The organism is Candidatus Rhodobacter oscarellae (genome assembly GCF_001078595.1).
Taxonomy (GTDB): Bacteria; Pseudomonadota; Alphaproteobacteria; order Rhodobacterales; family Rhodobacteraceae; genus Rhodobacter_B; species Rhodobacter_B oscarellae.
Window position 1 is genome coordinate 2,746,875 of sequence record NZ_LFTY01000002.1, and the last position, 21,603, is coordinate 2,768,477.

General features: G+C 63.5%; 20 protein-coding genes, 1 tRNA gene and 1 pseudogene. 10 read left to right on the forward strand and 12 right to left on the reverse strand.

Annotated elements, in window-relative coordinates; all coding sequences use genetic code 11:
- Window positions 1–166: 166 nt before the first annotated feature.
- From AIOL_RS17860 to AIOL_RS17915, 12 genes are all read right to left on the reverse strand, one after another.
- Window positions 167–1,006, reverse strand: coding sequence for an NAD-dependent epimerase/dehydratase family protein (locus tag AIOL_RS17860; RefSeq protein WP_049644232.1), 840 nt, complete (start codon window positions 1,004–1,006; stop codon window positions 167–169).
- 31 nt (window positions 1,007–1,037) lie between these two features.
- On the reverse strand, window positions 1,038–2,261 hold the full coding sequence (locus AIOL_RS17865; protein ID WP_049644233.1) for an NAD(P)/FAD-dependent oxidoreductase: 1,224 nt from the start codon (window positions 2,259–2,261) through the stop codon (window positions 1,038–1,040).
- Window positions 2,261–3,961: a hydantoinase B/oxoprolinase family protein gene (locus AIOL_RS17870; protein WP_049644234.1), complete on the reverse strand. Its 1,701-nt coding sequence runs from the start codon at window positions 3,959–3,961 to the stop codon at window positions 2,261–2,263. The genes AIOL_RS17865 and AIOL_RS17870 overlap by 1 nt, the downstream gene beginning before the upstream one ends.
- Window positions 3,954–6,077, reverse strand: a complete 2,124-nt coding sequence (locus tag AIOL_RS17875; RefSeq protein ID WP_049644235.1) for a hydantoinase/oxoprolinase family protein — start codon at window positions 6,075–6,077, stop codon at window positions 3,954–3,956. Before AIOL_RS17875 ends, AIOL_RS17870 begins: the two co-directional genes overlap by 8 nt.
- 607 nt (window positions 6,078–6,684) lie before the next feature.
- Window positions 6,685–8,991 (reverse strand): molybdopterin-dependent oxidoreductase, encoded by a 2,307-nt coding sequence (locus AIOL_RS17880; protein ID WP_049644236.1) that lies wholly within the window; start codon window positions 8,989–8,991, stop codon window positions 6,685–6,687.
- Between the two features lie 208 nt (window positions 8,992–9,199).
- Window positions 9,200–10,084 carry an MBL fold metallo-hydrolase gene (locus AIOL_RS17885; RefSeq protein WP_049644237.1) on the reverse strand — a complete coding sequence of 295 codons (885 nt, stop codon included), beginning with the start codon at window positions 10,082–10,084 and terminating at the stop codon, window positions 9,200–9,202.
- Between the two features lie 33 nt (window positions 10,085–10,117).
- On the reverse strand, window positions 10,118–10,507 hold the full coding sequence (locus AIOL_RS17890; RefSeq protein WP_049644238.1) for a rhodanese-like domain-containing protein: 390 nt from the start codon (window positions 10,505–10,507) through the stop codon (window positions 10,118–10,120).
- A 115-nt stretch (window positions 10,508–10,622) separates the two neighbouring features.
- A complete protein-coding gene (locus tag AIOL_RS17895; RefSeq protein WP_049644239.1) occupies window positions 10,623–11,087 on the reverse strand; it encodes a CoA-binding protein in 465 nt (154 codons plus the stop codon).
- A gap of 10 nt (window positions 11,088–11,097) precedes the next feature.
- The gene (locus tag AIOL_RS17900) at window positions 11,098–11,334 is read right to left on the reverse strand and encodes a hypothetical protein (RefSeq protein ID WP_049644240.1); all 237 of its coding nucleotides are present in this window, start codon (window positions 11,332–11,334) and stop codon (window positions 11,098–11,100) included.
- Window positions 11,319–12,251 (reverse strand): hypothetical protein, encoded by a 933-nt coding sequence (locus AIOL_RS17905; protein ID WP_049644241.1) that lies wholly within the window; start codon window positions 12,249–12,251, stop codon window positions 11,319–11,321. The genes AIOL_RS17900 and AIOL_RS17905 overlap by 16 nt, the downstream gene beginning before the upstream one ends.
- Window positions 12,251–12,619, reverse strand: a complete 369-nt coding sequence (locus tag AIOL_RS17910) for a 2Fe-2S iron-sulfur cluster-binding protein (protein WP_049644242.1) — start codon at window positions 12,617–12,619, stop codon at window positions 12,251–12,253. Before AIOL_RS17910 ends, AIOL_RS17905 begins: the two co-directional genes overlap by 1 nt.
- A 61-nt stretch (window positions 12,620–12,680) precedes the next feature.
- Window positions 12,681–14,027 (reverse strand): selenium-binding family protein, encoded by a 1,347-nt coding sequence (locus tag AIOL_RS17915; protein ID WP_049644243.1) that lies wholly within the window; start codon window positions 14,025–14,027, stop codon window positions 12,681–12,683.
- 80 nt (window positions 14,028–14,107) lie between these two features.
- Here AIOL_RS17915 and AIOL_RS17920 point away from each other — a divergent pair, with 80 nt between their 5' ends.
- The 10 genes and pseudogenes from AIOL_RS17920 to AIOL_RS17960 all read left to right on the forward strand — a co-directional run bounded on the left by AIOL_RS17920 (window position 14,108) and on the right by AIOL_RS17960 (window position 21,586).
- Entirely contained in the window at window positions 14,108–14,857 is a 750-nt protein-coding gene (locus AIOL_RS17920) for an IclR family transcriptional regulator (protein WP_049644244.1), read from the forward strand.
- 86 nt (window positions 14,858–14,943) lie between these two features.
- Window positions 14,944–15,033 (forward strand) — tRNA-Ser (locus AIOL_RS17925).
- Window positions 15,034–15,293: 260 nt separating this feature from the next.
- Window positions 15,294–15,614, forward strand: a pseudogene (locus AIOL_RS26350) (Rieske 2Fe-2S domain-containing protein); the annotation flags it as partial.
- A gap of 162 nt (window positions 15,615–15,776) precedes the next feature.
- On the forward strand, window positions 15,777–16,349 hold the full coding sequence (locus tag AIOL_RS26005; RefSeq protein ID WP_235439074.1) for a hypothetical protein: 573 nt from the start codon (window positions 15,777–15,779) through the stop codon (window positions 16,347–16,349).
- Between the two features lie 9 nt (window positions 16,350–16,358).
- On the forward strand, window positions 16,359–16,691 hold the full coding sequence (locus AIOL_RS17935) for an acylphosphatase (RefSeq protein ID WP_049644246.1): 333 nt from the start codon (window positions 16,359–16,361) through the stop codon (window positions 16,689–16,691).
- A gap of 137 nt (window positions 16,692–16,828) precedes the next feature.
- Entirely contained in the window at window positions 16,829–17,473 is a 645-nt protein-coding gene (locus AIOL_RS24005) for a Rieske 2Fe-2S domain-containing protein (protein ID WP_152912585.1), read from the forward strand.
- On the forward strand, window positions 17,470–18,312 hold the full coding sequence (locus tag AIOL_RS17945; RefSeq protein ID WP_049644247.1) for an aromatic ring-hydroxylating oxygenase subunit alpha: 843 nt from the start codon (window positions 17,470–17,472) through the stop codon (window positions 18,310–18,312). The genes AIOL_RS24005 and AIOL_RS17945 overlap by 4 nt, the downstream gene beginning before the upstream one ends.
- On the forward strand, window positions 18,309–18,971 hold the full coding sequence (locus AIOL_RS17950) for a glutathione S-transferase family protein (protein WP_049644248.1): 663 nt from the start codon (window positions 18,309–18,311) through the stop codon (window positions 18,969–18,971). Before AIOL_RS17945 ends, AIOL_RS17950 begins: the two co-directional genes overlap by 4 nt.
- Window positions 18,964–20,499 (forward strand): ABC transporter ATP-binding protein, encoded by a 1,536-nt coding sequence (locus AIOL_RS17955; RefSeq protein ID WP_049644249.1) that lies wholly within the window; start codon window positions 18,964–18,966, stop codon window positions 20,497–20,499. Before AIOL_RS17950 ends, AIOL_RS17955 begins: the two co-directional genes overlap by 8 nt.
- Window positions 20,492–21,586 carry an ABC transporter permease gene (locus AIOL_RS17960; RefSeq protein ID WP_082152661.1) on the forward strand — a complete coding sequence of 365 codons (1,095 nt, stop codon included), beginning with the start codon at window positions 20,492–20,494 and terminating at the stop codon, window positions 21,584–21,586. The genes AIOL_RS17955 and AIOL_RS17960 overlap by 8 nt, the downstream gene beginning before the upstream one ends.
- Window positions 21,587–21,603: the final 17 nt, after the last annotated feature.

Genomic DNA, 21,603 nt, shown 5'->3' on the forward strand with positions numbered 1-21,603 from the left:
GCGCGGTTGCAAAAGCGGCCTCCTGGGGGAGGTCGGCCGCTGCCCGAGGCAAGCTCGGGCGCTTGCTTTGCTTGGGTTCCGGTGCGTCTGGTGTCGGCAGATATCGCTGAGCGTTGCGCGTGTTGGGAACGTCGGCTCTATGCCAGATAGAAGACAACGCGGCGACTTACTCAACGCTCTTGGTGTCGTCGATCACATCCATCACCGCCAGGCCGCTATTGCCCAGCGCGATGGCGGCAAATGGTCCGCCATGGCGCGTTTGGGCGAGGTCTCCCGGGTCCGCAGGCTCCGCGGCGGCCAGGATATCAGTCGCGAACATCTCAGCATTGTCCTTGGGCCGAAAGCCCAGGAACTGCGCGCCGCTATTGTCTACCGGCACGCGGTCATTATCGGACACGCCATAGATCACGCTGCATTCCGTCACCGGCGCCTCGATGGCGCGGGTCACAAGCTGCACCAGGTCCTCGTAGCTGAGCCAGGTCCCAAGCGCCCGCGTGCTGGTCACCTGCGCGCAGGACAGGATGCGCAGATGCACCGATTCCAGCCCGCGCTTGTCCCAGTAGAGCCGCCCCAGATCCTCGGCAAAGCACTTGGCCAGCCCATAGAACGTGTCCGGGCGGTGCGGGGCGTCTATGCCGATGCGCTCGGTCTTGGGGTGCATCCCCACCGCGTGGATCGAGCTGGCATAGACCACCCGGCGCAGGCCATGCCGATGCGCGGCCTCCCAGATGTTATAGGCGCCGACGATGTTGGGCCCGAGGATCTGCTCGAACGGCGCCTCATCCCCAATCGCGCCGAAATGCACCACCATGTCGGCGCCCTCCAAAAGCGCCTCAATCGCGGCGAACTCCGCCAGGTCGGCGCGCTGATAGCGCTCGCCGGGGTAAAGCTTGCCGATGTCCTCCACGATGTCGGAGGAGACCAGCTCTTCCGTCAGTTTGCTCAGCGGCTCGCGCAGGTAAGAGCCAAGGCGCCCCGCGGCGCCGGTGAGAACGAGTTTCTTCATGGGATGTGGTTTCCTTGCAGGGGGGCGGCGCCTAGATCACGGCCTTTTCCACGAAAGGCCGCCCCTGGGCAATGCGATCATAGCGGAAGGGGGTCAGATCAAGCGCCCGGAATGCGCCATAGGTCAGCCATTCCGCCGTGCCGCGCCCCATTGCAGGCGATTGCTGCAGCCCGTGGCCAGAGAAGCCGTTGAGGAACAAAAAGTTCTCGACCTCCATATGCGGGCCCACGACCGCGTTCTGGTCGAACGTGTTGAAGGCGTAATGCCCGGCCCATTCCGTCACCACCTTGATCGCCTCGAATTGCGGGATGCGGGTGGCGATGATCGGCCAGACGTGGTCCTGCCAGCGGTTATGGTCCATGGCGAAGTCATCGAAGGCGACCGCAGGGTCCGGGTCGGCCGCGCAGCCCGCCAAATAGGTCCGCGGCCCGTCCTGGCGCATATGCACGCCCGAGGGGTCGATGGTCAGCGGCAGCTCTTGCTCTAGCGGCTGCTCGGCGGAGAAGATCCAGGTGAAGCGCTTGCGCGGCTCCACCGGCAGTTCGAGCCCAGCCATCGCCGCCGTTCGCGCGCCGCGCGGTCCCGAGGCGTTCACCACCTGCCCGCAGGCCACGACCTCGCCCGAGGCCAGCGTGACGCTCTCGACGCGGTTGCCGGCGGCGTTTTTGGTGATCGCCACCACCTCGTTGTCGATATACTCCACCCCGCGCTCGCGCGCCGAGCGGCGGAACCAGTCGAACACCGTGCCGCCGTCCCAATAGCCCTCGTCCTTGGTGTTGATCGAGCCCAACACGATGTCGTCGACATTGTAGAACGGGTATTTGGCGGCGATCTCCTCGGCGCGCATCAGCTGCGTCTCGGCCCCGCAGTCCAGCTGCACCTTCTGGTTGGCGCGCAGCACATCGGCAAAGCCCTCGTTATCGGCGAGATACATGTAGCCATAGCTTTGGATGCCCAGCTCGGGCACGCGTTCGTCGCCGCCCATATGCGCCCGCAGGTTCTTGACGAAATCCGCGGTGAACTGCGAGATGCGCACGTTCAGCTCCTCGCTGAACTGCTGGCGCACGCAGGAATTGGTATGCGCGGTGGAGCAGGCCTCAAAGGAGGGATCGCGCTCCACCACCAGCACCGAGCCGTCAAAGTCCCGGTTGTCAGTGAGGAACCAGGCCGTGGAAGAGCCCATGATCGCCCCGCCAATGATGATCACATCGTAAGAGGCCTGACCGGGGGATTTCGCGAATGCGCCGCTTGCCATCAGAAATCCTCTCCTTGGCTGGCCGCGCGTTGCACGGCGTCGATCTCGGCCTGGGTGAGGCCATAGGTGTTTTGGGCGGTCTCGGCGGAGATGTAGCCCAGCGCGAGGTCGCGCTTGACGGCAATAGGATCGCGACAAGCGGGGTCGCCGTACCCCGCCCCGCCGGGAAAGGCCATGTCCACGCGCCCGCCATGGGGCACCGATTGGCGCCCCTTGCCGCGCATCGCCGAGCCATCCTCGCGGGCCAGCCGTGTCGGCGCGCCGGGTTCGCCGCCGCGCCGCCCGCGCGCCGGGTGGTCCACCCGGTCAAACATCGCCGAGATGTCGAACTCGTGGCCCTCTCGGGCGCCGACGGACATGTACTGCCCCAGCCCGCCGCGATGCGCCCCCGCGCCACCGCTGTCGGGGCGCAGCTCCTTGCGCCAGATGATCACCGGGCCGACCTGCTCGGTGGCCTCCACCGGCATGGTCATCACCCCCGAGGGGAAGGCGGTGGCGCTCATCCCGTCCAGGGAGGGCCGCGCGCCGGAACCGCCGGAGTTAAAGGTCAGCACCTCGGCCCGGCGCGCCCCGGGGCCCGCCCCCGGCGCCGGCCGCAGCGAGAGCTGGAAGTTGCACAAGCACCCCGCGCCCTCGGCGGGCACCACCCCCGGCAAGAGCTTGTCCAGCGCGTCATAGACCGTGTCCGGCACCATATGCCCGATGATATGGCGCAGCGCGACCGGCGCGGGATGCAGCGCGTTGACGATGGAGTTCTCTGGCGCGGTGATCTCGAACGGCGCAAGCGAGGCCGCGTTATTAGGGATCTCCGGCGCGATGGCGCATTTCAGCGCGTAGCAGGCATAGGCCTTGGTGTAGACCAGCGGCACGTTGATGCCCTTCTTGTCCAGCCCGCTGGTGCCCGCCCAGTCGCTGAGGATGCGGTCGCGCTCGATGCTCAGCCGGACCCGCAGGTCGATGGGCCGGTCGTTGCCGTCGATGCGCATATGCCCCTCGGCGGTGCCGGGCTCTAGCGCGTTGATGCGCTCTAGCGTGGCGCGGCGCGAGTTCGACAGGATGAACTCCGAGACCCCCGCCAGGTCGGCCAGGTCGAACTCCACCATCATATCGACAAGCCGCCGGTGCCCGATCTCGTTGCAGGTGGCCAGGGCGTAGATGTCGCCCACCAGCTGGTCCGGCTCGCGCACGTTGCCGCGGATCATCGCCATCAGGGTGGCATCCACCGCGCCGCGGTCGGCGAAGCGCATGATGGGGATGTAGAGCCCCTCCTCGTAGACCGAGTTCGCGTCCGCGCCAAAGCCGCGCCCGCCGATATCGGTGACATGGGCGGTGCAGGCGAAGAAGCCGATCAGCTGATCGTTCAGAAACGAGGGCGTGACGATGGTGATGTCATGCAGGTGCCCGGTGCCCTCCCAGGGGTCGTTGGTGATGTAGACGTCGCCCTCGGCCATGTTCTGGCGGCCGATGCGGCGGATGAAATGCCCCACCGCGTCCGCCATGGCGTTCACATGACCAGGCGTGCCGGTGACCGCCTGGGCCAGCATCTCGCCGCCGGCGTTGTAGACCCCCGCCGAGAGATCCCCGGCCTCGCGCACGCTCGTAGAGAAGGCGGTGCGGATCAGCGCCTGCGCCTGCTCCTCGACGACCGAGATCAGGCGGTTCCACATGACCTGGTAGGCGACCTGGCTTGGGCTAGGCATTGGCGTCTCCTTCCTGGGGCGCGCGGGTGGCGTGAACGTCCAGCGTGCCGTCCGATTGCACCCGCATGGCGCGGCCCGATGGCACGACCACGGTGGTCTCATCCTCGGTGATCAGGGCCGGGCCCTGGACCCAGTCGCCCTGAGCGAATGTGTCGCGCGCGTGAACCTGCGCCTGGGCTTGCGCGCCCAGCGCCGGGTCAAAGAGCGCGCGCTGGCCCAGAGGTCCCGGCGCAAGCCCGGGACGGTCGGGTGTTGCGCCGCCCACGTCCCGGACCTGATCCGGGACCTCCTGCTGCGTGTAGGCGTTCACCGACCAAACGGTGATCTCGACCTCCATGCCGTCCACGGCGCGGCCAAAGAGCACCGCGTAGTCGCGCTCGAAAAGCTCAAGGAGGGTCTGCGCGTCAGGCTTGGCCGCTTGCCCTGCGGTCAGGCTGATCGGGATCTCCCAGCCCTGCCCCGAATAGCGCATGTAGACGCGGTGGTCGGCGGCGATCTCGGCCTGCGCGTCGCAGGAGCGCACGAAGCGCGTGGCCTCCTCCTCCATCTCCGCGAAGAGCTGAATGACCTGGGCCGGATCGAAGGCCGACAGCCACATGAAGACAGAGCGGTTGGCCTCGAAGCTGAACGGGGCCTTGAGGAATCCGATCGCCGAGCCCACGCCCGCGCCCTGTGGCACCAGGCAGCGCGCCACGCCCAGCTTCTCGCAGAGCCGCGCCGCGTGCAGCGGCGCCGCCCCGCCGAAAGCGATCATGGTGTACCCGCTGAGGTCCTCGCCATTCTCCACCGCATGCACCCGCGCGGCATTGGCCATGTTCTCGTCCACGACCTCTGCCAGCCCCCAGGCGGCCTCGGTGGCGTCCATGCCCAGGGGCGCGCCGAGGACGCCCGCAAGGGCGGAAGAGGCGCGCCCGGGATCAAGCGGGATCGTCCCCCCGGCGAAATTATCGGGGTCCAGCTTGCCCAGCACCAGATCGGCATCGGTCACGGCGGGCCTTTCGCCGCCCCGGCCATAGCAGGCGGGCCCCGGCTCGGAACCCGCGCTCTCTGGCCCGACGCGGATCTGGTTCATCGCGTCCACATGGGCCAGCGACCCGCCACCCGCCCCGATCTCGACCATGTCGATCACCGGGATCGAGATCGGCATGCCCGAGCCCTTCTTAAACCGGTAGCTGCGCGCCACCTCAAAGACCCGCGCGGTCTTCGGCGTTTGGTTCTTGATCAGGCAGATCTTGGCCGTGGTGCCGCCCATGTCAAAGCTCAGCACCTTGTCCAGCCCGTGCCGCGCGGCGATGTCGGCGGCAAAGATCGCGCCGCCCGCGGGGCCGCTCTCCACCAGGCGCACGGGGAACTCCGCGGCGCTTTCAAGCGACATGATCCCGCCGCCGGAATGCATCAGGAATATCGGGCAATCCGCACCCTCAGCGGCCAGCCGCCCCGCCAGCCGGTCCAGGTAGGACTTCATCAGCGGCTTGATATAGGCGTTGGCGATGGTGGTATTGAAGCGCTCGTATTCCCGCATCTGCGGCGAGACCTCGGAGGATAGCGAGACCATGGCGCCCGGCAGGACCTCTGCCAGGACCTCGGCGATCATCCGTTCATGGGCATCGTTGGCGTATGCGTGCAGCAGCCCCACCGCGATGCTCTCGTAATCGGCAGCCTTGAGTTCCTGCGCGAGCGCCTCGATCTCCGCCCGCTCCAGCGGGATCAGCACGTTGCCATCCGCGTCCATCCGCTCGCGCAGCACATAGCGCCGGTTGCGCGGCAGGAGCGGCTCCGGCAGCTTGAGGTTCAGGTCGTATTGCTCGAACCGGCTCTCGGTGCGCATCTCGATCACGTCCCGAAAGCCCTGCGTTGTGATCAGCGCGGTCTTGGCGCCGCGCCGCTCGATCAGCGCGTTCGTGGCCAAGGTGGTGCCGTGGATGATCTGCCCGATCTCCTCCGGGGCGGTGCCGGATTTCGCGCAGACCTTTGCCATCCCCGCGATGATCGCGTCCTCCGGCGCGGCATAGGTCGTGAGAACCTTGGTAGAGAACAGCGCCTCACCGCGCTCCAGGACCACGTCGGTGAAAGTGCCGCCGATATCGACACCAAGTCTTGCTGGTTTTAGAGACATCCTGCCCGCCCGCTTCGCATTCGGCTGCACGTTAGAATGCGCGACGGGGCGTGTCTAACGCATTGTTCTTGGCGCGCCGGAGCTGGTTGCTTTTGGGCTGGAGCGGGCTTCTGGGCGCCAAATCTCTTGCAAGAGATTTGCACTTTCCTTCCAAGGAAAGTGGGCCCGCGCGCCGGTAAGAGAGTGGGATAGAGTGATCATTTCGGGGGGCGCTGAAGAAACTCTTGGAAGAGTTTCACAATTTTCTTGCAAGAAAATTGCAGCGCACCAATGCCCGCTTCGGGCCAAAGGCGGCTATGCAACTAAAGGCATCACCCGGGCTGCGGCCGACCTGGAGGTCGCCTGCGCATCAGATCAACCGACAACGACATCTCTGGAAATCGCAACGTTGCAAATGTATGCGCGGTTGCAATTGCGGCCTCCTGGGGGAATGAGGTCATTCAGCGCCACCGGTTCGAGCGAATGACCGAATGGCCGCAGCCCAGGCAAGCTGGGCGGTCGCTCCAAATGAGTCCCGTTGTATCTGGTGTCGGCAAGCGTTGTCAGAGCGGTGCGCGTCTTGCTCAAATTCCACGTCAAACCCAAGCCCGCCATCCAACCAAAGGCATCACCCGCGCGGCACGATCTCGGGCGGCTGATGCGCCCGCCTTTCGGGCAGCCGGCCCTCAAAGGCCTCCACCCGGACCAGACAGCTATGCGCCGCGGGGCCCTGCGCCAATTTCGAGGTCCCCTGGTCGGGGGTTAAGGCGTTGGGGTTGCCGTGTCGGCACAGGTCCCCATCCGGGTCCGGGTCCCACCAAGCGCCTGTCGCCACCTGCACCACGCCGGGGCGGATCGCTTCCGACAGGCGCAGCGTCGCCAGGCACGCCCCGCGCGCGTTGTGGAGCCGGATAGGCTGCCCCTCGGACAGATCGCGCGTCCGCGCGTCGCGGGGGTTCATCAGCGCCGGCTCGAGCCCGTCTGGCCGGTCCGCCTGGCTGACCCGACCGTGGTCCATCTGCCCGTGCAGCTTGTTGTGCGGCTGGTTCGACATCAGGTGCAGCTCGTCCGGTGCCGCCGCCCCCAACCATTCCGCAGGCGCCATCCAGGCCGGATGCCCCGGGCAGTCGTCATAGCCGAACCCAGCGATGGTCTCCGAGAATATCTCGATCCTGCCGCTGGGCGTGGCCAAGGGGTGCGCGTCTGGATCGGCGATGAACGCCTCCATCATCACTGTGAGCTTGGGCGGCGCGGGCACCTCCATCCAGCCGTCGCGCTGGAACTGGTCCCAATCGGGCATCTCCACGCCCTCGGCCGCGGCCCGCTGCCGCGAGACGGTGTAGATCCAGCGCAGCCATTCCTCGGGCGAGCGGCCTTCGGTGAAGGCCTCCTCCGCGCCCAGACGCGCGGCGATCCCCCGAAAGATCTCGTGGTCGTCGCGCGCCTGCCCGACCGGCTCCATCGCCTTGTCCATCACCACCTGGTGGCGGTCCTTGGGCGTCAGCGCCAGGTCGGCGCGCTCCAGCGTCGTGGTGCAGGGCAGCACGATGTCGGCATGCTTGGTCAGGCTGTTCCAGCACCAGTCGTTGGCGATGACCGTGTCCGGCTTGGCCCAGGCGCGGCGGAAGCGGTTCAGATCCTGGTGGTGATGGAACGGATTGCCCCCGGCCCACCAGACCACCCTTATGTCGGGATAGGTGTAGCGCGTGCCGTCGAAGTCGAACGCGTCTCCCGGGCGCTCCAGCATCTCGGTCACCCGCGCCACGGGGATGAACTCTGCCACCGGGTTCTTGCCCTGCGGCAGCGAGGCGTAGTTGACCTGCTGCCGGTTGAGCCCGGTGTTGTTCATCGCCGAGTAGCCGAACGCAAAACCCGTTCCGGGCCGCCCGATCTGCCCCAGCATCGAGGCCAGCGCGATCACGGCCCAGAAGGGCTGCTCGCCATGCTGCTGGCGGGTGAGCGCCCAGGCGACAGAGACCATGGTGCGGCTCTGCGCCATGCGGCGGGCCAGCTCAAGGATGGTCTCGGCGGGGATTTCGGTGATGGCGGCGGCCCATTGCGGGGTCTTCTCCACCCCGTCAGAGCACCCAAGCAGGTAGGCAGAGAATTGTTCCATGCCAACGGTGTAGCGCGCCAGAAATTCGTCGTCGCAGAGGTCTTCGACCAGCAGCGTGTGGCAAAGCGCCAGGATCAACGCCACGTCCGTGCAGGGGCGCGGGGCCAGCCACTCGGCCCCAATGGCCGCGTCGATATCCGAGCGCAGCGGCGAGATGTTCACGAACTCCACGCCCGCCGCCTTGGCGCGCAACACGCCGTCGCGCTGGATATGCGCGCCGAGCCCGCCCTGGCTGATCTGCCCGTTCTTCAGCGGGATGCCCCCGAAGGCGACCAGCAGGTCGCAATCGGTGGCGATGCTCTCCCAGCTCGTCTGATTGTTAAGAAACCCGCGAAACGTGCCAAGGATGCGCGGCACAATCGTCTCGGCGGCGGCGAAGGAATAGGTGAACCTGCTGGAGGTGTAGCCGCCGATGCAATTCAGAAAGCGCTTAAGTTGGGACTGGGCGTGGTGGAAGCGCCCGGCGCTGGCCCAGCCGTAGGAGCCGGCATATATCGCCTGGTTGCCATGCTCGCGGCGCACCCGCTGCAGCTCGTCGGCGACCAGCCTGTTCGCCTCCTCCCAGGTGACCTGCACAAAGGCCTCTTGCCCGCGCATGTGCCCCGCGGTGCCTGGCCCGCCCTCCAGCCAGCTTTTGCGCACCATCGGGGCCTTGATGCGCATGGGATCGTCCAAGAGATCCACCAATGCGGGCCCGATAGGCGAGGGATCAGGATCACGCTCGAACGGGCGCATTCCGGTGACGCGCCCGTCTTGGACCTCCACGCGGTAGGTGCCCCAATGGCTTGAGGTTAGAAGGTCCCGGTCTGGTTTGATCATGACAGTGCGGCTTTCGGTGGCAAATCCTTGCAAGGATTTGGACAAAACTTTTCAAAAAAGTTTTGGTCCCGCAAGGCGTCAAGCGTTGATCTCGGTGGCCTCAACACAATGTGACCGCCCTCAACGCACGGTCCCTCATCGGCGAGCGCCGCCAAATCCTTGCAAGGATTTGGTCAAAATTCTTCCAAGAATTTTGCGCCGCGCCAAGTCACAATCCGTTCACTGGAACTTTCAGCACCGGATTGCCGGTCTCGTCCGTTGGGATCTCGCCCGCGCGCATATTCACCTGCAGCGAGGGGATGATCAGCTTGGGCATGGCAAGCTGCGCATCGCGCTCGGTGCGGAACTTGATGAACTCCTCGCGGGTCTTGCCGCCGCCAACATGGATGTTGGCCTCGCGCTGCGCGCCAATGTTGGTCTCCCACGCGATCGCGCGCCCGCCGGGGCCGTAGTCGTGGCAGATAAAGAGCCGCATCGCCTCGGGCAGCGCCAGCACCTTTTGGATGCTGTCGTAAAGCTCGCCCGCGTCCCCGCCCGGGAAATCCGCGCGCGCCGAGCCGCCATCGGGCATGAACAACGTGTCCCCCGCAAAGGCGGCATCCCCGATCACATGCACCATGCAGGCCGGCGTGTGCCCGGGCGTTGATATGGCAAAGGCGCTCATGCCACCGATCTCGTAGCGGTCGCCATCCTCAAACAGCGCGTCGAACTGCGAGCCATCCCGCTGGAACTCTGTGCCCTCGTTGAAGATCTTGCCGAAGGTCTCCTGCACCTCCATGATCCGCGCCCCGGTGCCGATCTTGCCGCCCAGCTTGTCCTGGATATAGGGCGCCGCCGAGAGGTGATCGGCATGCACATGGGTCTCGATGATCCATTCCAGGGACAACCCGCGCGACGTGACCGCATCAATCAGCGCATCCGCGCTGTCATAGGTGATCCGCCCCGCCGCATAGTCGATGTCCAGCACGCTATCGATGATCGCGCAGGCATCGCTGCCTGGGTCCTTCACGATATAGCTGATCGTGTTGCTGGCCGGATCAAAGAAGCCCTCGACCTCGGGCCGCATCTCCATATCCACCGGATAGTCTGGCATCGCACTCCTCCTTAAGTCGCGCCGCGCCTGGCGCTACTCTAGCGGCCCGTCCGCTTTTTTCCAGGCTCCAATCCCGCCAGTCAGATTGACCACCGGGTTCAGCCCCATCTCCATCGCCACTTTGGCGGCCAGCGCCGAGCGCCCGCCGCTGGCGCAGTAGAAGACATAGGTCTTGTCCTGGTTGAACTGAGGCTTGTGGGCCGGGCTCTCTGGGTCGAGATGAAACTCCATCATCCCGCGCGAGCTGGCCACCGCGCCGGGGATGCGCCCGGTCTTTTCCTGCTCATCGGGGTTGCGCAGGTCCACGAAGACATGGCTGTCCGCGCCGACAAGCCCCAGCGCGTCCTCGGTCGAGATGCTGGGCACCGCGCTTAGGGCTTCTTTGACGATTGCCTTGGCGGATTTGGTGATGTTCTGTGGCATCTTCTTTGGGCCCTTTCCTATTGGTTTCGGTCTCGCAAGCGGCGCGCCGAGCGGCCAGCCGCGCCGCCGCTGCCGCAACCTTAGGCCGACGCAGCAGAGAATGGCAGCGCCCGTATCAGATCGCCAGGTCCAATCGCGGCTTCCAGAACGGCCGGAAGAGCTCGATCTTCGGGCAGCGGTCCATCACCACCTGCAAGCCCGCCTCCTCGGCCATCCTCGCCGCGGCGTCATCATAGACCCCGATCTGCCCCCAAAGCACCTTGGCGCCCACGGCGACGGCCTCCTCGGCCACGCCGTAGAAATCCTCGCGCCGCCGGAAGACCTGCACCATGTCGATGGGCCGGTCGACCTCGGCCAGCGAATTGAACACCTTCAGACCGCGGATCTCGGTCACGTCCGGGCGCGGGTTGATCGGCACCATATCATAGCCCGTCTCGTGCAGCACCCGCAGCACGCCGTAACTGAACTTGGTCTTGTCGGGGCTGGCGCCGACCATGGCGATGGTTTTGACCGAATTAAGTATCCCCGATAGATACTCCGGCGCGTAGTCATATCGGTGGTCGATGTCTGCGTCTGGCATGCTTGGGTCCCTAGGTGTTGGCGCCGCCTGCGCCGAGCATAAGCGCGGCACGGCGAAGCGTTTTTCGGAGTAGCTTTTCGCCTTTTTCGGCGTCTTTAAGATCACCATAGACAAGATGGTTCAGCGCGGTGTCAGTCGCCAGTCCAAGGCGCTGGATGACGGCGTCAATGTCGCCGGCGTTTTGGGACAGAAATACTGTTTTACCCAGCGCCCCACTCGTATGGACCGTTCCTAGTTTCCAGGCCATGTTGTCCGTAAGCTCGGTGATATCAAAAAAATTATGTCCACGGATTGGATCGACCGCGCTATGACTTGTTGCCATTCAGCGGTAAGGACCCGCAGGATGCGCATACCCGACAAGTACTCCGACTGCGCTCCGGCAAGGGCCTTGCGCCGCTCCCGTTCAAGATAGTCAAAGATCCGCTGCCCCTTAAGTTTCACCCGTCCTGCCCCGACCACACGGATGCGTAGAACGTTGCGGACCAGTTCGAAGATACCGATGATCGTGTAAACTGCCAGGATCCCTCCAAGGATGTATAGCAGCGTCATCGACGTGAACCAGTCGGGGATAGACTCATTTCGGGCGAAAAGTTCAGAGTTGTTGATTGCGACGTTGAACCAAATCAGAAAAATCACGATCGACATCAGTGCCGGGAAAAGGAAGTACATCACCACCTCAAGCAAAAGCTTATAGATGGATTGGCGTTTCGACAGGGTCGAGGTTTCAACGCGGCTATCGGCCAGGGTCATCATTCGGACATCGCTGATTGATAGGCGTTCAAACATGCGCGATAGGCGAAAATCGCTGTCCGGCTCGACATGAAACTTGCGTAGCCAGAGCCCGGTCATGCGCGGGGTCATGCAAGAGAAATAAGCGCGTGTCGCGACGATCAGACAGAACAATGCCGCAAGTATGATCCCGCCCACGCCGCCCGCGATAAAGCCAAAGGCCATGACGATAAGTTCAAAGATAAACCACAGCGCCACAAGGACCGCGGCTGCCCAGAATACCCCAGCGATCCGCAACGCGCGTGTTTGCTCTACAAAGGACAGGTTTAGGGCGCCAAGGATAATCCGCTTGGTCACCCAAATCGCGGGCGCCAAAATGATAAGGGCCAGAAATCCAATCGGAGTGAACAAGAATTGATCGCTGACATCTACCATCAATTACCTCGGCGTGGTGCGGCGATGTCCGCCTTGAGTTCATGCGGCTCCAGCGGGTCCAGCCAGGGGTTGCGGTAGAGCTTGTCGTGGCTCTCCACGCCAATCTCGAAGGTGCAGTCGGTCACCGGCCGGGCCACGCAGAGGATCACATAGCCGTTGCCCAGCTGGCGGTTGTTCAGCGCGACCTGACGGCGCTGGTCCACCTCGCCCTCGGTCAGCTTGGCCGCGCAGGTGATGCAGCCGCCGTATTTGCAGCCATAGGGCAGGTCCACGCCCTGCTCGCGCAGGGTGTCCAGCAGCGGGCGGCGCGCCTCGACCTTGTATTGGGCGTAGTCGCGGTTCGCGAGCGTTATGGTGACCGTGCTCATCGCGGATCCCCCGTCATGTTGGGCGTAGGATGGGGTTCTACCCCATCTTCCCCGCGGCGCCTCACAGCCAGATATCCGACGTGCAATCCCCGCCCGGATAGCGCGTCTCGTGGCAGCGGCTGGGCCCGTTCGGCTCCTTGCCGAAATCCACCACGAAATCCTCGTTGATCTTCATGCCTCCATTCTCGGTGTCGCAATCCACCATCAGCATCACGCCGCCATTGGTGCGGATCTCGGGGTAGAACTGGTTGTCCCAGGTCGAGAACAGCGAGGTCGTCACATAGAGCCGCTTGCCGTCCAGGCTCATCTGGATCATCTGCGGCCCGCCGGTGACCTTGCAGCCGTTGACCTCGGGGGCGCGGCCCAAGAGCCCGCCCATCCAGACCTGCCCCGTCAGCACCGGGTTATGCGGGTCGCTGATGTCATACTGCCTTATGTCGCCATGCAGCCAGTTGCAGAAGTAAAGGAACCGGTCGTCCATCGACAGCAGGATCACCGAGATCACGCCGGGCACGGGGATCGGCCACTCGGGATGCGGCTCGTTCTCCACATCGATGATCTTCTCCCACTGCCATTCCCCCGCACCGTCCTTCCACCAATGGATGATGTTGGCGCTCAGCGCGGCGCCGACGAAGCCGTGGCTGGAGGCCGGTTCGTGGTGAAAGCGCACCTCTAGCGGCACCAGCCCGTCCTCGCCGAGATAGAAGGTCTGCTTGGGCTCCTTCTTCTCGAAGTCCCAGAAATGGATCTCGCGCCCGTATTTCAGGTGCCCGACCTCCTCTAGGTCGAAGCCCGGCATGAAGGTGTTCGGCGCGGCCCATTCGGACGAGACCATCACGTTGTGGCGCGGCTGGTACCAGAAGTCATAGCCGAACTTGATGTCGCCCATGGAGCTCTCCCAGCGGCCGACGATCTCGAAATCCTTGTTCAGATGCAGGTAGCCGCCCGGCGCCTCGCCCTTGGCGTCGCCGAGCATCGAGATGATGATCTCGGAGCCCAGGCAGTGCACGGTGTGCGGTGCGGAGAGGTTGGTCTTGGCCTTGATCTCGGTCCCCTCGATCACCTTGTGCAGCACCGGGTTGCGCGGGTCGATCGTGTCGACGACATGGATGTTCGAGCTGCGCACGCCGGGCACCAGAAGGTAGCGCCGGGACATGCTGGAATCGTCATGGCAGGACGAGCAGGCGTTCCAGCCCATATGGTGCAGCTCGTCGCCGATGCCCGGCATCTCCAGCCGCGAGATCACTTGGGAATAGGTCGGGCTGTCGGGGTCGGCGTCGATGGTCACCAGATAGTCGGGCTTCTGGATGCCGGTGCCGGTATAGATGGCGATGGTGTAAAGCAGCTTCTCGCGCGGGGCCTGCATCGCCTCCGCCGGGCTGGCATAGCCGGGGCCGCAGCATTCCATTCCGTGTCCTCCCGCGATTCGTCCTGCGGCGATCCTAGTGCGTCTTGCCTTTCGAAACAACTGTCCGTATTTTGAGACATATGCACCTGGACCGCCTCGCCCACATCCTCGAAACCGTCGCCTCCGCGGGGCGCCCCGTTGCCGCGGCCGCGATCTATAAGGCCACCGGCCTGCCCCGCCCCACGGCGTATCGGCTGCTGCAAAGCCTGACCGAGCACCGGCTGCTGGACGCGGTGGAGGGCGGCTACCTGGTTGGCGCGCGGCTGACGCGCATCGCGCTGATGGGGCAGTCGGATCAGGACGTGTCCCGCTTGGCAGAGCCCGCGATGCGGCAGGCGGCGCGGGACCTCGGCGAGGCGGTGTTCTTGGCGCGCTTCCGCGAGGCCGGGGTGGAGATCATCCGGGTGGAGCTGCCCGCGGACCCGGCGCGCTCCTACATGCATCCCGGGCTGGGCGTTCGGCCCATGCATGCCTGCAGCTGCTCCAAGGCCATCGCGGCCTTCGCGGACGAGGCGTTCCGGCAGAGCATCGTGGACGGGCCGATGCGCGACTATACCGAGCACACCAAGACGGACCCCGCCGCGATCGCCCGGGAGTTCCTGGCGATCCAGAGCTGCGGCTACGCCGAATGCGTACAAGAGATCGAGCTGGGCGTGTCCTCCGTCGCGGCGCCCATCCGCGTGGGCCCGGTGGGCGCGCCCTTCAGCGTAGGCGCCACGGGGCCGGTGCGCCGATTCACCGAGCCGCGCCGCGCCGAAATCGGGCGCCAGCTGATCGATGTGGGGCAGAAAATCGCCGCCGCGCTGCAGCTGGACCGCGAGGCCGCCTAGGGCGCGTTGCGATAAGAAGCCAAAGACCACCAACCGCACGCATTTTCCCATTGTACCCGCGCCCTCTTGGCCCTAGAACCGCCGGTGGAGACGTGGCCGAGTGGTCGAAGGCGCTCCCCTGCTAAGGGAGTAGGCGAGGAATCGTCTCGAGGGTTCGAATCCCTTCGTCTCCGCCACTTGCTCAACATAGTCGTCGAGATCGCCTAAGACCTTGAAGGGTAAGGTGGTTTTTGCGGTTCGAAACCCTTTGTTTCGGGCGTATGGGATTGGCGCGTCAGACAGCAGCAGGGTGCTGCGCCATCGAGCGCGCCGAAAATCTTGCTTGGGTCTCTTGTCACTGATGAGTATGTGGTCTCTTCTTAATGGAAACAGGCGCGGCTATGGCGCAGATGTTTCGGCCAGAGATGCCTGACGGATCGACGAGGACTTATACCGGATGTTTCTGCCAGTTGATCATGCGCAACACGACAACGATCTGCCGAAAAATTGCACTTTTGCCCCGAATGACTGGCGCATCCTGTCTGGCTTTTGGCATCCGGTCGCCTTTGCCCATGACATCACGGACGCCCCCGTTGCAGCGCGGCTTTTGGATGTCGACTTGGTCATTTGGCGAACAAAGGACGGCGTCTCTGCCGCGCGGGATCTATGCCCCCATCGCGGGACGCGCCTAAGCGCTGGACGGGTTGATGATGGTATACTGATTTGTCCCATGCACGGGCTGCATTTTGATGGCTCTGGACAATGCACCAAAATCCCGTCGAATCCTGACCAAAACGCGCGCGTATCACCGCGCCTTCGCCTGCAATCATTGCGGGTCGAAGAGCGCTATGGAATTGTCTGGACCTGTCTTGCCGCGACGCCGACCTGGCCGCTGCCAGAGTGGCCTGGGGTTGGGGATGACAGCCTTAAAAAGATCTTCATGCCCCCAGACACATGGGCAGCCGCCGCCAGCCGCCATGTCGAAAACTTCAACGATGTTGCGCATTTTCCCTGGGTGCATGTGAACACGTTCGGCGGCGACGAAAACGACCGCATCCCGCCCTATGATGTTCATGAGACCGGCCACGGGCTGACGTTTGACCTTGGCTACGACGAAGGGTTCAACCGCTTTCCCGACGACGTCCCCGGCGACACCCGCCATGTGGTCTATACCTATGAGCTCACTTTTCCGTTCTCGACGATCCTGATCATCCGCCCCAATGACAGCTGGTATGTCCAGTATTTCGCAGACACCGTTTGCCCTGTATCCGCCCATGAGACGAAGATCTTTCAGGTGGCCACGGATACGACTGGCGCCCCGGACGAGGCGTTCTTGATCAAAGAAAGCATGATGATCAACAATGAGGACAAGCCATTGGTGGAAAACCAGCACCCCGAAGACCTCCCGTTGGGGATCATGGACGAGGTGCATATTCCAGCAGACCGGATGTCAGTGGCGTATCGGCGGGCTTTGGTGGACAAATTCGGCCTCGGCGCGCCTCTGAGCAGTTAGGGGAATTCTGTGAATCAGGCGGATGACCTAAGACACCTGCGCCGTTCGAATGCGCTCGCGGATGCGGCTGTGACCGCGGTGCAAATCTGGTTGGGCGGCGTGTTTGCACCGGAGAGCTTTGTCGGCTGGATATGCCACCGCGCTCGGCTGTTGGATCTGGCTGGATCGGTGAAGGCGCAAGGCAATACGGATATGTACATCCATGTGCAGGGCCCGCAGCCCATGATTGATGCCATGGAAATGGCCTGCAGCCTTGGCCCGATGGACGCAAATGTCGAAAGAATCGAGGTGCGCTCTATGGCGCCCAACCCGCGGCTGACGGGCTTCGAAGTGCTTGGGTAGCGCCTGCGTTTTGCTCATTTGTTGACCGATCGCATGGATTTTGAGCAGATGCCTTGGGGCGGGTCTGTTTCTCGCATCGCGTCTCTTTTCTTCGCCTCAAAAATAGTAAGCATGAGAAGGAAGTGGACGGGACGACAATGCTAACGGCACCGGTGGGTTTAATACGTGACCTGGACCCGAAACGGGTGATGCGGGCACAGGTAAATGGTCAAGACCTTGTGGTCTGGCGCGCCAGCAATGGCGATATCTCGGCGTGGGACAACCGCTGTCCACATCGCGGCATGGCGCTCAGTCACGGGTTCGTGCGGGGCAACGATCTGGCCTGTCTTTATCATGGCTGGCACTACGGCGGCACTGGCGTGTGCCGGTATATCCCCGCCCATCCTGAACTAGATCCCCCCAAAACGATCAAGGCAACGGTGTTTTCTGTGGCCATAGCGGACGGGGTCATTTGGGTGAATACGCAAGGCGCGGCAGAGCCTGCGCCGGTTCCGATGGCCAGCCAGCCTTTGCGCAGCTTCCATGTTGTATCCCATTCCGAAAGCCTGGCCCGTGCATGCCGGACGGTGGCCTTTGAGGGGGCTTTCCCTGAGCAACTTGAACAGGGGCTTTACCAATTGGGCGCGCGGCAAGTCTTCTTATTGGAGAACCCGTTGGACCAGGGACGTCTTCAGATCACAGCGCTCGCTGACGCGGATGCGACGCCGGAAGGCTGCGCCGCCCTGTCGCGTTGGTGCGAGGCTGTGCGACGGTCGGCCCAGGAAGAGAAGGTGGCCGCATGAGCCGCGCCTATGCCCTGAACGATTGGTACGCGGTAGCCGATGCACAAGTTTTGGCCCGCGGACCGCGCCGCACGATGCTGCTCGACCAAGAGGTGACTGTGTCGGGCACAACGGATGACCTACGGGTGATTGATGCCGAAGGGTCCGCCTATCCCGCGCAATTCAGATACGGTCATGTCTGGACATCTCTGGGCGACGCTCCGCGCCCTTTGTTTGATATTCCCGAAGCGGACGAGCCCGGCAGGCGGCTGGTGCCTTGCGGCGTTGTCCGCGTGAAATGCTCGCCTTTGCGGGCGGTGGAGAACTTTCTCGATATCGCGCATTTTCCGTTTGTGCATACCGGCATTTTGGGCAGCGAGCCGCATACGGAAGTGGCCCCCTATAAGGCCGAAATCCGCGATGACGTGGATGAGGTTTGGGCGACCAAGATCAGCTTTTACCAACCCCAAGCCGCCAAGAGCGCCGAAGCCGGAGGCGATACGCAATACTTGTACCGCGTGGCCGCGCCCACCACCGCCGTGCTGTACAAGACCTGCCCGCCCAAGCCCGAAGCGATGGATGTCATCGCGATTTTCGTCCAGCCTCGGACGGAGACGGAATGCGACGTCTGGCCTTGGATGGCGCTCTATGATGACGTGTCGGCTTTTGCCGGGTTGGTTCAGTTCCAGCAGGAAATCTTCTTGCAAGACCGCTCTATCTTGGAAAACCAGCGCCCCGTGAAACTGCCACTTGATCCGAAAATGGAGATACCGACGCGGGCGGATTTGACCTCAATCGCGTACCGTCGGTGGCTGAAATCCAAAGGCGCGTTCTACGGCGCGTTGACCGAGGACGCATGAGCCAGTTTACCCTGTATGACTACGTGCTTTCGGGCAATTGCTACAAGATCCGCCTGATGGCGGGTTTGCTGAACGTCGCCTATGACACGGTGCCCGTGGATTTTTATCCGGGGCTTGAGCATCGCGGAGAGGCGATGCGCGCGCTGAACCCTTCGGGGACATTACCCGTGCTTGTGGCGGGAGAACTGATTCTGTCCGAGACGCAATCGATGCTGGGATGGCTTGCGGCAAGCTTCGATCGCAGCGGCATGTGGTATCCGGTCTCGGATGCGGGCCTGCATGCGCAAGTTCTGCAATGGCTGGGGTTTTCGGCGCGCCTTACAGCGAGTGTCGGCGCCGCCCGTTTGAACGCCATGCTTGATTGGCCCACGGATATCGAGACCGTGCGTGGCGCGGCGCGCAAAGACCTTGATGAACTGGAGGTGCTTTTGACGGACCGCGTGTTTGCCGGGCAAACTTGGCTTGTTGGCGACGGGCCGACCATCGCGGATATCGCCTGTTTTCCGTATGTGGCGCTCAGCCCCGATGCGGGGTTCGAACATGACGGATATCCCGCAATTCGCAATTGGCTTTATGCCGTGCGCAGCCTGCCTGGTTTCGTGACCATGCCCGGCATTCATCCGCTGCACGAATTGCGCGAGGCCGAGAGCGATGGTTGAGACGCCCCTCTTGCGCCTGCGCGGCGTGACCAAGGCCTACCCGGCTGTATTGGCCAATGATGCCGTCGACCTCGATGTGATGCCCGGCGAGATCCATGCGGTTCTGGGCGAAAACGGTGCCGGAAAATCGACCCTGATGAAGATCATCTATGGCTCGGTGCGCCCTGATGCCGGGACTGTGGAATGGCGTGGCGAACAGGTGGACATCCAGTCGCCGCTGAAGGCGCGCGACCTTGGCATTGGCATGGTCTTCCAGCATTTTTCCTTGTTTGAAACCCTGACCGCCGCCGAGAACATATCCCTTGCCGTGCCCGGCACGATCGCCGACTTGTCAACGCGCATTCGCGCGGCGTCTGCGCAGTTCGGGCTGGATGTGGAGCCTGACAGCCGCGTGCAGGCCATGACCGTGGGCGAGCGCCAACGGATCGAAATCCTGCGCTGCATTTTGCAGGAACCCAAGCTTATCATCATGGATGAGCCGACCTCGGTTCTCCCGCCCCAAGGCATCGCCAAATTGTTCGAAACCCTGCGCCGCCTGGCCAGCGAGGGGATCGGGATCATCTTCATTTCCCACAAGCTTGATGAGATCAAGGCTCTGTGTGACACGGCGACCGTTATGCGCGGCGGGCGCGTTGTCGGCGTGGTGGATGCCAAGGTTGAAGACGCCCGGAGCCTGACGCGGCTTATGATCGGGCGAGAAATCGCGGCCCCAAGCCACAGTGCCGAGCGCGGTGACGGGCACGCCGTCCTCGAAGTCGCCGGGTTAAACCATACGCCGCTAGACCCGTTTGCACCGGCGCTGAAAGATATCTCGCTAACTCTGCGCAGCGGACAGATCACCGGGATCGCAGGTGTGTCAGGCAATGGGCAGGACGCGCTGACCCGTGCGCTGGCGGGCGAGATCGTTCAAGGATCGCAAGACGCCGGAACGATTGTGCTGGAGGGCGCAGAACTGGGCGCTGATACGCCGGACCAGCGCCGGACCAAGGGGCTGCATTTTGTGCCCGAAGAGCGGCTTGGGCGCGGTGCGGTGCCCATTCATACCCTGTCTGAGAACACTGGTTTGACCACCCATCACGCCGGGCTTGTGAACTGGGGCATGGTCAAACTGGGCAAGCGGCGCGCCTTGGCGCAGGGCACCATTGAGGCGATGGACGTGCGCTGCGGCGGGCCGGATGCCACGGCCCAGAGCCTGTCGGGCGGGAACCTGCAAAAATTCATCGTCGGACGCGAGCTGGCGTTGCGTCCCAAGGTGCTCATCGCGTCGCAGCCCACATGGGGCGTTGATGTCGGCGCGGCCGCCGCCATCCGCCAAAAACTGATCGATCTGCGCGACGAAGGGGCCGCGATCTTGATCGTGTCCGAGGAGATCGAAGAGATCTTTGAGATCTGCGACACCATTCAAGTGATGTTCCGGGGCCAATTGTCGCCGCCTGTTCAGGCGCAAACGGCCTCGATTGATGATGTGGGCCTGGCGATGGCCGGCGATTTCGACGCCTTGGTTTTGAGGGAAGCCGCGCATGTCTAGGCTGGTGATCGAATCCCGTCCCGAAAGAACCGTCTGGGCCCCGATCCAGGTCAGTCTTTTGGCAGTCCTTCTCACCTGTCTGGGCGGATCGGTGCTGTTTATGATCTACGGGGTCCCGCCGCTTAAGGGCCTTGATGCGATATTCATTGACCCGCTGCGAACCAGCTATGGGGTTGGGGAAATCCTGCTTAAAATGGCGCCGCTGCTGTTGATCGCGCAGGGGCTGGCCATCGGGTTTCGCGCGCAGATCTGGAATATCGGGGCGGAGGGGCAGTTGATCGTGGGCGCGATTGCCGCCACGGCGCTTGCGATCCAGTTCCAAGGGACCACGTCGCCGCTCTTGCTGCCCGCTATGATCATCGCCGGGATGATGGGCGGGATGGTCTGGGCCGGGATTGCGGCGTTACTGCGCGCGCAGTTCAATGCTAACGAGATCCTTGTCACCTTCATGCTGACCAGCGTGGCGCTGCAGCTGCTGTACTACCTTGTCGCGGGGCCCATGCGTGACCCGTCGGGGTTCAATTTCCCGCAGTCGATCCGGTTCGACGCGGCGGCGAAATTCCCAATCTTGATTGAGGGCACCCGCGTGAATGCCTCGCTCTTCATCGGGCTGGTGGCCTCGCTGATCGCGGTGATCTTCGTGCAGCGATCCCTTGTCAGCTACAAAATGTCTGTGGGCGGCATTGCCCCCGCGGCGGCCACCTATGCTGGCTATTCCTCAAAGAAGGCCATCTGGTTGGCCTTGCTGATCTCTGGTGGGGCGGCAGGCATGGCGGGCGTGGGGGAGGTCTCGGGGCCGTTGGGCATGTTGCAGCGCAATATCTCACCCGGTTACGGCTATGCGGGCATCATTGTTGCGGTGCTGGGCGGGCTGCATCCAATAGGGATCATCTTTGCATCCGCCTTGATGGCGTTGGTCTATGTCGGCGGCGATTTCGCGCTGTTGTCATTGGGAGTGCCCAATGCCGTCACCGGCATCTTCCAAGGTATGCTCCTGACCTTCTATCTGGCGTGTTCCTTCCTGCTGACGTCGCGCATCCGTTGGATCAAACCGGATGCTCTGAAACAGGAGGCTCCGGCTGACTGATGGATGTTTTGGTCTTC

What these genes read in the sequence shown, in the direction of transcription:
- AIOL_RS17860 (WP_049644232.1), bottom strand. Translation starts at nt 1,006, where the DNA reads ATGAAGAAACTCGTTCTCACCGGCGCCGCGGGGCGCCTTGGCTCTTAC.
- AIOL_RS17865 (WP_049644233.1), bottom strand. Translation starts at nt 2,261, where the DNA reads ATGGCAAGCGGCGCATTCGCGAAATCCCCCGGTCAGGCCTCTTACGAT.
- AIOL_RS17870 (WP_049644234.1), bottom strand. Translation starts at nt 3,961, where the DNA reads ATGCCTAGCCCAAGCCAGGTCGCCTACCAGGTCATGTGGAACCGCCTG.
- AIOL_RS17875 (WP_049644235.1), bottom strand. Translation starts at nt 6,077, where the DNA reads ATGTCTCTAAAACCAGCAAGACTTGGTGTCGATATCGGCGGCACTTTC.
- AIOL_RS17880 (WP_049644236.1), bottom strand. Translation starts at nt 8,991, where the DNA reads ATGATCAAACCAGACCGGGACCTTCTAACCTCAAGCCATTGGGGCACC.
- AIOL_RS17885 (WP_049644237.1), bottom strand. Translation starts at nt 10,084, where the DNA reads ATGCCAGACTATCCGGTGGATATGGAGATGCGGCCCGAGGTCGAGGGC.
- AIOL_RS17890 (WP_049644238.1), bottom strand. Translation starts at nt 10,507, where the DNA reads ATGCCACAGAACATCACCAAATCCGCCAAGGCAATCGTCAAAGAAGCC.
- AIOL_RS17895 (WP_049644239.1), bottom strand. Translation starts at nt 11,087, where the DNA reads ATGCCAGACGCAGACATCGACCACCGATATGACTACGCGCCGGAGTAT.
- AIOL_RS17900 (WP_049644240.1), bottom strand. Translation starts at nt 11,334, where the DNA reads ATGGCCTGGAAACTAGGAACGGTCCATACGAGTGGGGCGCTGGGTAAA.
- AIOL_RS17905 (WP_049644241.1), bottom strand. Translation starts at nt 12,251, where the DNA reads ATGGTAGATGTCAGCGATCAATTCTTGTTCACTCCGATTGGATTTCTG.
- AIOL_RS17910 (WP_049644242.1), bottom strand. Translation starts at nt 12,619, where the DNA reads ATGAGCACGGTCACCATAACGCTCGCGAACCGCGACTACGCCCAATAC.
- AIOL_RS17915 (WP_049644243.1), bottom strand. Translation starts at nt 14,027, where the DNA reads ATGGAATGCTGCGGCCCCGGCTATGCCAGCCCGGCGGAGGCGATGCAG.
- AIOL_RS17920 (WP_049644244.1), top strand. Translation starts at nt 14,108, where the DNA reads ATGCACCTGGACCGCCTCGCCCACATCCTCGAAACCGTCGCCTCCGCG.
- AIOL_RS26005 (WP_235439074.1), top strand. Translation starts at nt 15,777, where the DNA reads ATGCCCCCAGACACATGGGCAGCCGCCGCCAGCCGCCATGTCGAAAAC.
- AIOL_RS24005 (WP_152912585.1), top strand. Translation starts at nt 16,829, where the DNA reads ATGCTAACGGCACCGGTGGGTTTAATACGTGACCTGGACCCGAAACGG.
- AIOL_RS17945 (WP_049644247.1), top strand. Translation starts at nt 17,470, where the DNA reads ATGAGCCGCGCCTATGCCCTGAACGATTGGTACGCGGTAGCCGATGCA.
- AIOL_RS17950 (WP_049644248.1), top strand. Translation starts at nt 18,309, where the DNA reads ATGAGCCAGTTTACCCTGTATGACTACGTGCTTTCGGGCAATTGCTAC.
- AIOL_RS17955 (WP_049644249.1), top strand. Translation starts at nt 18,964, where the DNA reads ATGGTTGAGACGCCCCTCTTGCGCCTGCGCGGCGTGACCAAGGCCTAC.
- AIOL_RS17960 (WP_082152661.1), top strand. Translation starts at nt 20,492, where the DNA reads ATGTCTAGGCTGGTGATCGAATCCCGTCCCGAAAGAACCGTCTGGGCC.